Genomic DNA, 14,289 nt, shown 5'->3' with positions numbered 1-14,289 from the left:
ATGATTCCTGGTATTGGTTCGCAAATTGCCGCGGATTATACGTGACCACCTGCTGCCGGGGGCAGGAAAATGCCCGTGCTTTTCTTGGAAAACCGTTGTTTTTCATGCGGATGAAGCCAGTTATCGGCACCGTTTTCGCACCGGTGTTTGTTGCTTGTGTCGGCGCCGATCCATCCTGTATCTTTGCCCGCCATGCGTCTGGAAAAAATAAAACTGGCGGGCTTCAAATCCTTTGTCGACCCGACCACCGTACTATTCCCCAGTAACCTCGTTGGCATCGTCGGACCGAACGGCTGCGGCAAGTCGAACGTGATCGATGCCGTGCGCTGGGTCATGGGTGAGAGCTCGGCCAAAATGCTGCGCGGCGAGTCGATGGCGGATGTCATCTTCAACGGCTCGAGCAGCCGCAAGCCGGTCGGCACCGCAACCATCGAACTGGTGTTCGACAACTCGGACGGTAGCGCCGGCGGTCAGTACGCGCAGTACGCCGAGATCTCGGTCAAGCGCCAGGTGTCGCGCGACGGTCAATCGTTGTATTTCCTCAACGGCGTGCGTTGCCGCCGTCGCGACATCACCGACCTGTTTCTCGGTACGGGACTCGGGCCGCGCAGCTATTCGATCATCGAGCAGGGCATGATCTCGCGCATCATCGAGGCGCGCCCGGAAGATCTGCGTGTCTACCTCGAGGAGGCGGCCGGCATCTCCAAGTACAAGGAGCGCCGCCGCGAGACCGAAAACCGCATTTCGCACACCCGCGAGAACCTCGAACGCCTCGACGACCTGCGCGAAGAGGTGCAGAAACAACTGCGCCATCTCGAGCGCCAGTCGGCGACTGCGCAGAAGTACAAATCGTACCGCGAAGAGGAACGGCGGGTTCGCGCCGAGCTGCTGGTGCTGCGTCTCGACGAGATGCTCGGTGATATCGAAAAGCGCGACCGTACGATCGCCGAACAGGAAAACAAGCTCGAGGCGGCCATCGCCAATCAGCGCAATCTCGAGGCGCAAATCGAGGAGCAGCGGGCGGCGCATTCCGAGTCGAACGATGCCTTCAACGAGATCCAGGGCCGTTACTACGCGATCGGCTCGGAGATTGCGCGCCTCGAAGAATCGATCCAATACGCGCGTGAGGCGCGTCGCCAGCAAGAGGCAGATCTCGAGCAGGCACGTCGCTCCTTGCAACAGGCGATGTCGCTGAGCGAGCAGGACAGCAGCAAACTCGCGCAACTTGCCGGCGAACTCGAGCGCGACCAGCCGATGCTCGAAGAGTCGCGTGCGCGGGCCGACGAAACCGCACAGCAGTTGCAGGAAGCCGAGGCCGCGATGCAGTCCTGGCAGAACGACTGGGACAGTTTCAACCAGCGGGCCAATGAGCCGGCGCAGCAGGCGCAGGTCGAACGTACCCGCATCAACCACCTCGAACAGCAAGAGGTGCAGATCAAGCGCCGTCTCGCGCGCGTCGACGAAGAGCGTCAGAACCTGTCCGACGTGTCGCTGCAGGCCGAGATCACTGAACTGTTGCGCCGCGAATCCGAAGGCGAAGCCGGGTTGGGCACGCTGCGTCAGCAGGTTGAGATGCGCGTGCAATCGATTGCCGAGTTGCGTGAACGCAACCAGCAGTCGCAGGAAGAACTGGCCGCCTCGCGCTCAGAGTTGGAGACGCTCAAGGGACGCCTCGCCTCGTTGCATGCACTGCAGCAGGCGGCGCGCGGCGAAGGTGACAAAGACGTCGCTGACTGGCTGCGCAACCAGGGGCTCGACCAGGCACAGCGGCTGCTGGAACGTTTGCAGGTGTCGGATCGTTGGCAGCAGGCGGTCGAGGTGGTGTTGGCTGAGCAGCTGCAGGCGGTCATGGTCGATCGCGTCGACGCATCGGCGGCGCAGCTCGCGCAACTCGATAGCGGTGTGCTGACGCTGTTCGAGGCCAACGGCGACAATGTTGCCGCCAAGCCGGGTACGCTGGCCGAAGTGGCCCAGGGCCCCGGTCCCCTGGTGCATCTGCTCAATGCCATCTATGTCGCCGACAGTCTCGACGAGGCATTGTCGCGGCGTGGCCAGCTCAATCCGGGCGAGAGCCTGGTGACGCCCGACGGCATCCGTGTCGGTCGCGGCTGGGTCAGCCTGCAGCGTGGCAGCGATGCGCAGGCCGGCGTGCTGGCGCGCGAACAGGAGATTCGCGATCTGCAGCAACGCCAGGAAGAACTCGAACCGCGTGTTCACGAACTGGCCGACCAACTGGCGCTCGATCGCGAGGCCCTGGTCGAGGCCGAGCAGGCGCGTGAGACACAGCAGCGTGAACTCGAAGCCGCGCAACGCGTGGTGTCCGAGGTGCGCGCACTGCTGAGCGGCAAACAGGCGCGCGCAGAGCAGATCCGGCACCGACTCGAAGGGTTGGAGAGCGACGCCGAAGAACTGCGTCAGCAGATCGAGCAGGGTAACAGCGACATGGAGGAGGCGCGTAGCCGCCTGCATGCAGCGCTGGCCTCGATAGAAGACCTCGGCAACCAGCGCGATCAGTACGTGGCCAAGCGCGACGAGCTGCGCGGCGTGCTCGACCATGCGCGCAGTGCGGCGAGCGAGGCGCGCAACAAGGTGCACGAGATTGCCCTGCGCGTCGAATCGATGCGCACCTCGGAAGACTCGTTGCGTAACGGCATCGACCGCATGCAGCAACAGCTCGAGCAACTGCAACAGCGTTGCGGCGATCTCGAGACCAGCCTCGACTCCAGCAAGGCGCCGATCGGCGAACAACAGGCGAAACTCGAGAGCCAGTTGCAGGAACGTTCAGGCGTCGAGACGCAACTGACCGAGGCGCGCAAGCATCTGGAAGCGATCGACCATCAGCTGCGCGAACACGATCAATCACGTCACCAGGTCGAGCAGCGCGTGCAGGACGAGCGCTCACGCCTCGATCAGGCCCGCATGGCACGCCAAGAGATAATGGTACGCAGCAAAACGCTCGAAGAGCAGCTCGCTGAGACCGGCTTTGAGCGTGCCCAGCTGCACGAAGAGATGGCCGAAGAGGCGAGCGTGCAGGCCTGGCAGCAACGCGCTGAAGAACTGGCGAATCGCATCCAGCGGCTCGGGCCGATCAACCTGGCGGCGATCGACGAGTTCAAGGAACAGAGCGAGCGTATGGCCTATCTCGACAGCCAGCACGAAGACGTCAGTAAATCGCTGGCGACGCTCGAAGAGGCGATTCGCAAAATCGACCGCGAGACGCGCACGCGTTTCAAAGAAACCTTCGACCGTGTCGACAGCGGGTTCAAAGAGCTGTTTCCGAAACTGTTCGGTGGCGGTCATGCCTACCTGGAACTGACCGGCGAAGACCTGCTCGACACCGGCGTGACCGTTATGGCCCGCCCGCCCGGCAAGCGCAACAGCAGCATTCACCTGTTGTCCGGCGGTGAGAAGGCATTGACCGCGGTGGCACTGGTGTTCGCGATCTTCCGCCTGAATCCGGCACCGTTCTGTATGCTCGACGAGGTTGATGCGCCGCTGGATGACGCCAACGTCGGTCGTTACTCGTCGCTGGTCAAGGAAATGTCCGAGCACGTACAGTTCATATTCATCACCCATAACAAGGTCACGATGGAGATCGCCAATCAACTCAGCGGGGTTACGATGCATGAACCCGGCGTGTCGCGATTGGTCTCAGTCGATGTGGAAGAAGCGGCGGCGCTTGCCGCGGTTTAAGGGTGCGTACCGGCCGAATCCGACATTCGGTCGATTGGAGTTGTTCGACGGCAAATAGCGATGGATCCAGATCTCGTTAGACTCATACTTATCGTCTTCGGTGTCCTGCTGGTGGTGGGCATCTATCTTTGGGATCGCTACAAGCACGCCATGCCGCACAAACGCATGGCGCGCGACGTTGCTCGCGGCGACGATTACCAGGGTGGGGAAGAATCCGCCCGGGGATCGCGTGCCGAACCGACGCTGGATGATGACGACGTCGACGACTACAGCGACTACGACGACGATCCCGACGAGGTGCTTGGCCTCAAACCCAAACAGCAGCCACCCGTGGCGTCCGCCAAGGACGAACCGGAAACCGTGATATCGCGGTTGGCGCAGGCCGAGATGCCGTTGGGCAATGAGAGCCGGCCGCAAACCGCAGCGCAGCCGCAACCCGAGCCGCAACAAAAACCGGCAACTCAGGCCGAACCCGAAAAGCCGAAAGCCGCGCCGCGCAACCCGAACAAACGTGCGGCGTCGACACTCGATCCCGATCCGGTCGATGTGGGTGACTGGTCTGCGTCGCGCAACGATGATCCGCAATTCTCGATGGATCTGAACTTCGATGCACATGGCGACAACGACTACCTGCACACCGACCCGGCGCTGGCCGATGAGGTCGAACGCAAGATTGTCGTAATCAACCTGAAGGCCAAGAACGGTAGTTTCAGTGGCAGCGCCATCGAACGCGCATGCCAGCAGAACGGCATGCAGATCGGAGATATGTCGATCTACCATCGGTACGACGGCAACAGCGACCGTGTCATGTTCAGCATGGCGAGCATGGTCGAGCCGGGTACCTTCCCGGCCGACGACATGGCGAATTTCAGCACGCCCGGCCTGTCGATGTTCACCCAGTTGCCCGGCGTGCGCGACGGCGTCGAGATCTACGAGGCCATGCTGGCGACGGCCAACAGTCTGGCCGCGTTGATGCAAGGTGAATTGCAGGACGAGCGGCACAACAAGCTGACCCGTCAGATGCAGGAACACACCCGCGAATCGATCATTGAGCATCGTCGAAAGATAAAACTGGCGCGGAGCCGGCATTGAGCAAAAAGCCATCGCCGCAGGCCGAGATCACCTCCCTGCGCGAACTGATCGAACGCTACAACCATCGATACTATGTGCTGGATGACCCGGAAGTGCCGGACGCCGAATACGATCGGGTATTCCGCGCGTTGCAGGAACTCGAGCGCCAGCATCCCGACCTGATCACCCTCGATTCGCCGACCCAACGCGTCGGAGGTGCGCCGCTTTCCGCCTTCGAAGAGGTCAAACATCGACTGCCGATGTTGTCGCTAGACAACGCCCTGTCGGCCGAATCGATGGCCGACTTTGACCGACGGGTGCGCGAACGACTGAAGCTCGATGGCGAGGTGGGCTATGCCGCCGAGCCCAAGCTCGACGGCCTGGCCATCAGTATCCGCTACGAAGACGGTGTGCTGGTGCAGGCAGCAACGCGTGGTGACGGCACGCGCGGCGAAAACGTCACGCAGAACGTCAAGACGATCAAATCGGTGCCACTGCGCTTGAAGGGAAAGGGTTGGCCGCCGGTACTCGAGGTGCGTGGCGAGATCTTCATGCCCAAGGCCGGTTTCGCCAAGCTCAATGCACGCCAGCGTGCGCAGGGCGATAAGGAATTTGCCAATCCGCGCAATGCCGCCGCCGGCAGCCTGCGACAACTGGACTCCAAGATCACCGCGAGTCGACCGTTGGCGATGTTCTGCTATGGGCTTGGCGAGGTCGAGGGCCATGACATGGGCGACACCCACAGCGGCAACATGGCGTTGCTCGAAGGCTGGGGCCTGCCGATCTCGCCGGAGCTGAAAGTGATGGTCGGGCTCGAAGCATGTACGGCTTACTACACGGATATTGCTGAGCGCCGCGATGCGCTGGCCTACGATATCGATGGCGTGGTTTTCAAGGTCGACCGTGTCGCCGATCAGCAGGCGCTGGGCTATGTGTCGCGCGCGCCGCGCTGGGCGATCGCCTACAAGTTTCCCGCTCAGGAAGAGATCACCGTTGTCGAGGCGGTCGAGTTCCAGGTCGGGCGGACCGGTGCCGTCACGCCGGTCGCCCGTCTGACACCGGTCTTCGTCGGCGGCGCGACCGTCAGCAATGCCACGCTGCACAACATGGATGAGATCGCACGCAAGGATGTACGGGTGGGCGATACCGTTTTCGTACGCCGCGCCGGCGATGTCATTCCCGAGGTTGTCAGTGTTGTTCTGGACAGGCGGCCGCACAAAACCAAGCCGGTCATGATGCCGACGCATTGCCCGGTGTGCGGCTCGGATGTCATCAAACCGGAAGGTGAGGCCGTCGCGCGCTGCAGCGGTGGTCTGTACTGCGCTGCGCAGCGCAAAGAGGCGATCAAGCACTTCGCCTCACGCCGCGCGATGGACATCGAGGGATTGGGCGACAAGCTGGTCGAACAGCTTGTCGACCGTGAGATGGTCGATGATCTTGCCGATCTGTACGAGCTGAGCGTTGAGCAGTTCGCCGGCCTGGATCGCATGGCCGAGAAATCGGCGCAGAACCTGATCGACGCCTTGGCCAAATCGCGCGAGACGACCCTGCCGCGCTTTCTGTTCGCGCTCGGAATTCTCGGCATCGGCGAGACCATGGCGGCCAACATCGCCAACGCGCTGGGTACGCTCGACGCCGTGATGTCACTGCGTCTGACGGACCTGGTCGAGCTCAAGCAGAGTCAGGCCAAACGTCTGCGCGAGGTGCTCGAAGAGCATGCCGATCGCAAGACGCCCATCGCGGAGGTGATCGTGCCGCTGCCGGGTCTGAAATGGTTTACCCATACGCATGCCCTGTTGCTCGCCGAGCGCTTCGAGTCGGTCGGTGACGTGTTGCAAGCCGATGCCGATGCGCTGGCCAACACCCCGTCGGTCAAGATCGAAGGCGTTGGTGACGTGTTGGCCGAAAAGCTGGTGACCTTCTTCAAGCAATCGCACAACCGTGAGGTCATCGATCGGCTGGTAAAGCAGGGCATTCACTGGCCTGCGATCGAGGTTGCCGAGGCACAGGATCAGCCGCTGAACGGCAAGACGTTCGTGCTTACCGGCACCCTGTCGGAGCCGCGCGACGCGGTAAAAGCCCGACTGATCGCGCTCGGCGCCAAGGTCTCGGGCAGCGTGTCCAAGAAAACCGATTATGTTGTCGCCGGTGAAGCGGCCGGTTCGAAACTCACCAAGGCCCAGGATCTCGGGGTTGCCGTACTCGATGAAACGGGCCTGGGCAAACTGCTCGACAGCCTGAAATAGCGCCTTCTGCCGGCCCCGTCCTGGGGCGCGATCGAATCGCCTTGCACCAGCATGTCGCCGTCGTATGCGGCGACGCACCGGTGACAGGCGCCATGTCCCCATTCCCGGTATTGCCTTGACGCCCGCATCCGGGCGCGACACACTCGAACGGTGCTGAAAATGCGAGTAGCAGCACCCACGGCAGTCTTGGCACGGTCGTTGAATAAACAAATAATCTCGAAGAATTTCGATGCACACGGGAGGAGACCCACCATCATGAAAGCAAAGTTAACTGTCGTTCTGGGCGTGGCGGCCGCGTTGTCGATGTCGACTGCTGCGAACGCAGGCGCGACCCTGGATGCCGTGAAGAAGAAAGGATTTGTGCAGTGCGGCGTAAGCACGGGTCTGCCCGGTTTTTCGAGCGCCGATGACAAAGGCAAGTTCACCGGCATCGACGTCGACATGTGCCGCGCCGTCTCGGCTGCGATCTTCGGCGATGCCGATAAGGTCAAGTACAGTCCGCTGACCGCCAAGGAACGCTTCACTGCGCTGCAGTCCGGCGAAATCGACATGCTGCCGCGCAACACGACCTGGACCTATACCCGTGATACGTCGCTCGGTCTCAACTTCACCGGCGTCAACTACTACGACGGTCAGGGCTTCCTGGTAAACAAGAACCTCGGCGTCAAGAGTGCGCTGGAGATGGATGGCGCTTCATTCTGTATCCAGGCCGGCACCACCACCGAGCTGAACCTTGCGGATTACTTCCGTACCAACAAGATGAACTACACGCCGATCACCTTCGACACCTCGGATCAAACGATCAAGGCCTTCGAAGCCGGGCGTTGTGATGCGCTGACCTCGGACCAGTCTCAGCTGTATGCGTTGCGCATCAAGCTGGGCAACCCGGAGAGCGCGATTGTGTTGCCCGAAGTCATCTCCAAAGAGCCGCTGGGCCCGGTCGTGCGTCAAGGCGACGACGAGTGGTTCAATATCGTCAAGTGGTCGCTGTTCGCCATGGTCAACGCCGAAGAACTCGGCGTGTCCTCGCAGAACGTCGACGAGATGAAGGGCAGCAGCACCGACCCGAACATCCGCCGCCTGCTGGGCCTCGAAGGCGTCAAGGGCGAATGGATGGGCCTGCCGGATGAGTGGGGCTATAACATCATCAAGTTGGTCGGTAACTACGACGAGGTGTTCGAGCGCAATGTCGGCAAGGGCAGTCCGCTGGGTATCTCGCGTGGCCTGAACGCGCTGTGGAGCAAAGGCGGCATTCAGTACGCGCCGCCGATTCGCTGAAGCCGTCCCAGGTGTAGCTAATGCCCATCCCTGCGAACACAATCGCAGGGATGGGCAGCACTACCCACAAATCAGAATAACAATATGCCGTCAGAGAATCTGTCGCAGTCTTCTTCCAAGGTGCCGTTGTGGCGACATCCGGTTTTCCGCGCCACCCTGTTTCAGATCATTCTGGTCGTTGCCCTCATCGCCTTCGGCCACTACCTGCTCAGCAACACGCTGCAGAACATGCAGCAGCGTGGCATTACCACAGGCTTCGATTTTCTGTCGAACGAGGCAGGTTTCGGCATCCTGCAGAGCCTGATCCCGTACGACGAGACCTACACCTACGGCCGAACGTTTGTCGTCGGTCTGCTGAATACCTTGTTGGTAGCCGGTCTCGGTATCTTTTTCGCGACGCTGCTCGGCTTTTTTATCGGTGTGGCGCGTCTGTCGCATAACTGGCTGGTCGCCAAGCTGGCGACCGTTTACATCGAGACCTTCCGCAACATTCCGTTGCTGCTGCAGATCATGTTCTGGTACTTCGCGGTGTTGCGTCCGCTGCCGCGACCGCGCGAAAGCCTGAGTGTCGGTGAATCGGTGTTTCTCAACAACCGCGGCTTGTTCGTGCCCAAGCCGGTGGCCGAAGACGGCTTCATGATGGTGATCGTCGCCCTGGTCGCGGCGATTGCCGGCGCAATCGTGCTGGTGCGCTGGGCGCACAAGCGCCAGGAGGCGACCGGCAAGCAATTCCCGAGTGGATGGGTATCGACCGGCCTGATTATCGGTGCGCCGTTATTGGCGTTTTTCGCCAGCGGATCGCCGCTGCACTGGGACTATCCGGTGCTCGGTGGTTTCAATTTCCGCGGTGGCCTGGAAGTGATCCCCGAACTGGCTGCGCTGACCCTGGCGCTGAGTATCTACACCGCGGCATTCATCGCCGAGGCGGTGCGCTCGGGCATCCAGTCGGTCAGTCACGGCCAGACCGAGGCGGCCTATGCACTGGGCTTGCGCCCGAAGGTCACGTTGAAACTGGTGATCATTCCGCAGGCGATGCGCGTGATCATTCCGCAGCTCACCAGCCAATACCTGAACCTGACCAAGAACTCGTCGCTGGCGACCGCCATCGGCTATCCGGACCTGGTCAACGTATTCGCCGGTACCACGCTCAACCAGACCGGCCAGGCAGTCGAGGTGATCGCAATGACGATGGGGGTCTACCTGGCGATCAGCCTCGTGATCTCCTTGTTCATGAACTGGTACAACAAGCGCAAGCAGTTGGTGGAAAGGTAGACCGATGAGCAGCCATATACCGCAACCGGATCTGCCACCGCCGAGCACGAGTGTCGGCGTTTTGGGTTGGCTGAAATCCAACCTGTTTTCGTCATTGCCGAACGCCTTGTTGACGCTGGCGGCCATGTACCTGCTCTACGTCACCGTGCCGCCGCTGGTGCAGTGGGCGTTTATCGATGCCAGTTGGGTCGGTGAAACCCGTGCGGCCTGTGAAGACAGTGACGGCGCCTGCTGGGTATTCGTCGGTGTACGCTTCAATCAGTTCATGTACGGGCTCTATCCGGAATCCGAGTATTGGCGGATCAATCTGGCCGGCGTGCTGCTGGTGCTGTTGATGATTCCGCTGTTCATCAAGCAATTCCCCTGGAAACTGCAACTCGGCCTGTTCATCCTGGTCGGCTATCCGATTATTGCGTTCTACCTGTTCTCCGGTGGCGCGTTCGGCCTATCGTATGTTGAGACCAGCCGCTGGGGCGGACTGACACTGACCTTGATCCTGTCATCGGTAGGCATGGCGGCATCATTGCCGCTCGGCATCCTGCTGGCACTTGGTCGACGTTCGAACATGCCGATCGTCAAGGCGCTGTCGGTCGTGTTCATCGAGTTCTGGCGTGGCGTGCCGCTGATCACCGTGCTGTTCATGTCGTCGGTGATGCTGCCCCTGTTCCTGCCCGAAGGCACCCATTTCGACAAGCTGCTGCGCGCCATGATCGGCATCTCATTGTTCCAGTCGGCCTACATGGCCGAGGTTGTGCGCAGTGGCCTGCAGGCGATTCCCAAAGGCCAATACGAGGCGGCCCAAGCGCTCGGCCTGAGCTATTGGCACAGCATGGGGCTGATCATTCTGCCGCAGGCGTTGAAGCTGGTGATACCCGGCATCGTCAATACCTTCATCGCCCTGTTCAAAGACACGACGCTGGTATTGATCATCGGCCTGTTCGATATGCTGGCGATGATTCAGGCGGCGCTGGCCGACCCGAACTGGCTCGGATTCGCCATCGAGGGCCTGACCTTTGCGGCGTTCGTCTATTGGATATTCTGTTTCGGTATGTCGCGCTACAGCATGGCCCTGGAGCGCAAGCTGCATACCGGCCACAAACGTTGATGCCCGGAGGCAACGATGTCTGATTCGACAAGCTCACAACCGGCAATGAAAGTGTCCGATCGGGTCATGATCCAACTCAACGGTGTGCATAAATGGTACGGCCAGTTCCATGTGCTCAAGGACATCAACCTGACGGTGAACAAGGGTGAGCGCATCGTCATCTGCGGGCCGTCGGGTTCGGGCAAGTCGACCATGATTCGCTGCATCAACCGGCTGGAAGAACACCAGCGCGGGCAGATCGTTGTCGACGGTACCGAGCTCAACGAAGACATCAAGAACATCGACCAGATCCGGCGCGAAGTCGGTATGGTGTTTCAGCACTTCAACCTGTTTCCGCACCTGACCGTGCTGGAGAACTGCTGTCTGGCTCCCATCTGGGTGCGCAAGATGCCGCGCAAGGAGGCCGAGGCGATTGCGATGGAATACCTGGAAAAGGTCAAGATTCCGGAGCAGGCCAAGAAGTATCCGGGTCAGTTGTCGGGTGGGCAGCAGCAGCGGGTCGCGATTGCCCGCAGCCTGTGCATGAACCCCAGCATCATGCTGTTCGACGAACCGACCTCCGCACTCGATCCCGAGATGATCAAGGAAGTGCTCGACACGATGATCGAACTCGCCGAAAGCGGCATGACGATGTTGTGCGTTACGCACGAGATGGGTTTCGCCAAGACGGTGGCCAACCGCGTGATCTTTATGGACGGCGGCGAGATCATTGAGCAGAACAAGCCGGAGCCGTTCTTCAACAACCCGCGCTCAGATCGCACCAAACTGTTCCTCAGCCAGATCCTGGCGCATTGAGGCCCGCCGTATTCAGGCAACCACGTCGGCTTCGTCTTCCGGCGGTATGAAACCCTCCGGGAACTTGCCGGCCAGGATGTAGGCAAACGCAATCACCTCGGCAATCGCCTTGTACAGGTTGTCCGGTATTTCTTCACCGAGTGGAATCTGCGACAGGATCATCGCCAGTTCCGGGTCCGGGTACAGCGGTATGCCGGCCTCTTCGGCCGCGGTAATGATGCGGTCGGCAACCTGGTTTTCGCCCTTGGCGGTCACCCGCGGGGTGTTCCTGCCGTCGTAGTGCAGGGCGACGGCGATATCGCTCTTGCCGCCTACTGTCTGCTTGCCGCGTTTCATCAGGCGCGCTCGTCCACCAGTCCGTCGGGGCGGGGGATGTGGATCATGGGTTCCGGGGGATCGCCGAGCACGCCGGCCAGGTGCACAACCTCGAGACCCTGCGCCTCGAATGCCGTCCGCAGATCGGGCAGGCCGGCCTCGACCTTGTTGTGGGTCAGGGGGCGTTCACTCCAGAAGGTCGCGGACACCCGGTCACCGGCCAGGCCGATCCGACACTGCAAGGTGCCGATGGTGTCGAATTCGAACGCCAGGTTGACGGCCCATGGCGTTTTCGCCCCGTCGTTGTCTTCACGGCGCTCACGTTCGATCCGCAGCCTGGTTTCGTGGGTCTCGTCCGGTAGCTTGATCGGCAGATCGATCTGCCAGGCCTGACGTTGCTGTTCGTCGACCGGCAGGGCGCCCGCCTGCTGTAGTTGGATACGTGCGATCGATGCCTCGACCAGACGGATCATTCGCGAGATCAAGCCATCGTCGGCACCTTGCCGTGCGACCTGCGCCTCTTGGCCGGCAGGTGCCGGGTTGCCGCCTTTGGGTTCACCTGTGATGCCGCCGCGCAGCAGGTTGAGCAAGTTCAGCAGTTGAACCTTGGCGTCGGCAGGATTGGCCGGCTGTCCGGCCGCAAGATTCGCCTCGTGGTACAGGCCACTCAGTGAGAGCGCCCGCTGCAGTTGCGCCGGATTGATCTGATCCCAGCGCAGCCCGGCATTCTGCAAGGTGCTGCTGAGCTGGCGGAACAGCTCGGCATGGCGCGGTGACTGTTGCACCTCCGGTCGCATCTGGCGCACTGCCTGACGGATCTCGTCGGGCGGCAGCTGTTGCGACATGGCGGACTTGAGGGCGCGCATCTGGTGGTCGCGCATGTCCGGCTGCCGGACGATACGCAGCTCGGGCAACGGCTGACCTTTGGTGACCTCCAGTTGGAGCTTGGTGCCAGGGCGCAGTGTCATCGGGGTACGCGCCAACAGCTCGGTGGTGGCGATTTGCAGGCGCACGAGGTTGGGTTGAAGCTGCGCCAGGACCTTGGCCTGCACCGTCTGGCCGACCTGCAATTGCTTGAGCAGCGACGGTATGTTGCCGCGCGTGGCGTCGATCAGCGGCTGTAGGGTCTTGGTTATCTTCACGCTGGTTGTGATGTGAGGATTGCCATTCACAAGTTATCGGCAGGCATGCCGCTAAATTCATTATAGGTACGATCAGCGTAAGGAACCCGGATGTCGGCACACAAGGCCAAGGGTAGTGGTCTGGAATGGTATGTAAAACGCGGCAAGGCGGTTCGCGGACCGTTCAGCAGCACGCGCGTGCGCCACTATGTGCTCGAAGGCAAATTGCAGCTCGACGATGAAGTGAGTGCCGACAAGAAGGAATGGCGGCGGATCGGCCAGGTCAAGGAGGTGGTGCCGCTGCAGATGCGTGCCGAGGGTGCCGAACTCGAGGCCGAGGAGGCCGATGAGCGCCGCGGCGACCGATTGCGTGCTGTGCGCAGCATCGTGGTCGTCGTCGTCCTGGTCGTTGCGCTGACCGGTCTGGTGATGCTGGTCGGTGAGCAGGACGAGGCAACGCAACGCGACTGCAGTGCATCGCCGGCACCCGGGGTGAACTACGAGAGCTGTCGCCTGAGCGGCGTCGATCTGCGTGCAGCAACGATGTCCGGCGCCAACCTCAGCAACGCCGCGCTGGTAGATGCCAAGCTGGCGGAGGCCGATCTGAGCAACGCCAACCTGAACTACATTGACTTGACGTCAACCGACCTTTCTTATGCGAATCTCAAAGGCGCCAGCCTCAAGGGCGCCAATCTGCGCTCCGCCGATCTGACCAACGCCGATCTGAGCGGCGCCGATCTGAGTTTTGCCGACCTGGGTGCGGCGCGCATCGGGGGGGCGCGCTGGACGGGCGCGAAATTCGACGGCGCCATCTGGGTTGATGGGCGCCAATGCGAAGCTAACGACTGCCCTCGCTGACAGACCCTGTTCAGCGGGGTCGACTCGGTTAGAATGGCGTCCGAGTGCACGGATCCGCACTCGCAATGCTAACAAGGAGTCAAGCATGAACCTATCTATCGCATCTGTTTCCATCCGCGTCGCCACCGCTGCCGTGTTGCTCGGTCTGTCGTTCACCGCCGGTGCCGCCAGCCAGTGCAAGGGCATCGAACAGAATGCCTGCTCGGCATCGAGCGAGTGCACCTGGGTAGACAGCTACGAGCGCAAAGATGGCCGTACCGTGGCCGCTCATTGCAAGAGCAAGCCGAGCAGGAAGTCGGTATCCAAGGCATCGGCCGAGGCAGCCAAAGAAAGTTAAGCGCTGAAAACAACAACAAGCTTGAGATACTCGACGCACCCGCCATTCGGCGGGTGTTTTTTTTCGCACGACTTACTATGATCTCCACGATGATGATCTGTCAGGTGTATTGTCCTCTCAGCAAGCTGCGCGCCGGCGTCGTCCGATACGCGCTGCTTCCACGCCTGGTCGACAGGGGGTTCACGGTCGTCGCGTTGA

At 61.2% G+C, this 14,289-nt stretch carries 11 protein-coding genes; 9 read left to right on the top strand and 2 right to left on the bottom strand.

Features of this window, described 5'->3' with window-relative positions; translation table 11 throughout:
• Positions 1-192: 192 nt before the first annotated feature.
• The 7 genes from smc to B1781_RS15685 all read left to right on the top strand — a co-directional run bounded on the left by smc (position 193) and on the right by B1781_RS15685 (position 11,460).
• A complete protein-coding gene (gene smc, locus B1781_RS15715; RefSeq protein WP_078120564.1) occupies positions 193-3,693 on the top strand; it encodes a chromosome segregation protein SMC in 3,501 nt (1,166 codons plus the stop codon).
• 60 nt (positions 3,694-3,753) lie between these two features.
• Positions 3,754-4,785 carry a cell division protein ZipA gene (gene zipA / locus B1781_RS15710; RefSeq protein WP_078120563.1) on the top strand — a complete coding sequence of 344 codons (1,032 nt, stop codon included), beginning with the start codon at positions 3,754-3,756 and terminating at the stop codon, positions 4,783-4,785.
• A complete protein-coding gene (gene ligA, locus B1781_RS15705; protein WP_078120562.1) occupies positions 4,782-7,010 on the top strand; it encodes an NAD-dependent DNA ligase LigA in 2,229 nt (742 codons plus the stop codon). Before zipA ends, ligA begins: the two co-directional genes overlap by 4 nt.
• Before the next feature lie 255 nt (positions 7,011-7,265).
• Positions 7,266-8,288 (top strand): amino acid ABC transporter substrate-binding protein, encoded by a 1,023-nt coding sequence (locus tag B1781_RS15700; RefSeq protein ID WP_078120561.1) that lies wholly within the window; start codon positions 7,266-7,268, stop codon positions 8,286-8,288.
• 84 nt (positions 8,289-8,372) lie between these two features.
• Complete coding sequence (locus B1781_RS15695) at positions 8,373-9,560, top strand: amino acid ABC transporter permease (RefSeq protein ID WP_078120560.1); 1,188 nt, start codon at positions 8,373-8,375, stop codon at positions 9,558-9,560.
• A 4-nt stretch (positions 9,561-9,564) separates the two neighbouring features.
• Positions 9,565-10,665, top strand: a complete 1,101-nt coding sequence (locus B1781_RS15690) for an amino acid ABC transporter permease (RefSeq protein WP_078120559.1) — start codon at positions 9,565-9,567, stop codon at positions 10,663-10,665.
• 15 nt (positions 10,666-10,680) lie between these two features.
• Positions 10,681-11,460, top strand: a complete 780-nt coding sequence (locus B1781_RS15685; RefSeq protein WP_078120558.1) for an amino acid ABC transporter ATP-binding protein — start codon at positions 10,681-10,683, stop codon at positions 11,458-11,460.
• A gap of 12 nt (positions 11,461-11,472) precedes the next feature.
• On the opposite strand, the gene B1781_RS15680 is transcribed toward B1781_RS15685, so the two are convergent.
• Together B1781_RS15680 and fliK are read right to left on the bottom strand one after the other, a co-directional pair.
• A complete protein-coding gene (locus B1781_RS15680) occupies positions 11,473-11,796 on the bottom strand; it encodes an EscU/YscU/HrcU family type III secretion system export apparatus switch protein (RefSeq protein ID WP_078120557.1) in 324 nt (107 codons plus the stop codon).
• On the bottom strand, positions 11,796-12,917 hold the full coding sequence (fliK, locus tag B1781_RS15675; RefSeq protein ID WP_125932122.1) for a flagellar hook-length control protein FliK: 1,122 nt from the start codon (positions 12,915-12,917) through the stop codon (positions 11,796-11,798). Before fliK ends, B1781_RS15680 begins: the two co-directional genes overlap by 1 nt.
• Before the next feature lie 90 nt (positions 12,918-13,007).
• On the opposite strand from fliK, the gene B1781_RS15670 reads away from it, so the two are divergent.
• The gene (locus B1781_RS15670; protein WP_078120555.1) at positions 13,008-13,754 is read left to right on the top strand and encodes a pentapeptide repeat-containing protein; all 747 of its coding nucleotides are present in this window, start codon (positions 13,008-13,010) and stop codon (positions 13,752-13,754) included.
• Positions 13,755-13,839: 85 nt separating this feature from the next.
• On the top strand, positions 13,840-14,091 hold the full coding sequence (locus B1781_RS15665; RefSeq protein WP_078120554.1) for a hypothetical protein: 252 nt from the start codon (positions 13,840-13,842) through the stop codon (positions 14,089-14,091).
• Positions 14,092-14,289 lie beyond the last annotated feature (198 nt).

It is taken from the genome of Thiosocius teredinicola, assembly GCF_002009425.1.
In the GTDB taxonomy this organism is placed as follows: domain Bacteria; phylum Pseudomonadota; class Gammaproteobacteria; order Chromatiales; family Chromatiaceae; genus Thiosocius; species Thiosocius teredinicola.
Note: the sequence above shows the minus strand (reverse complement) of the source record. Positions and strands in the feature narration are given on the sequence as shown.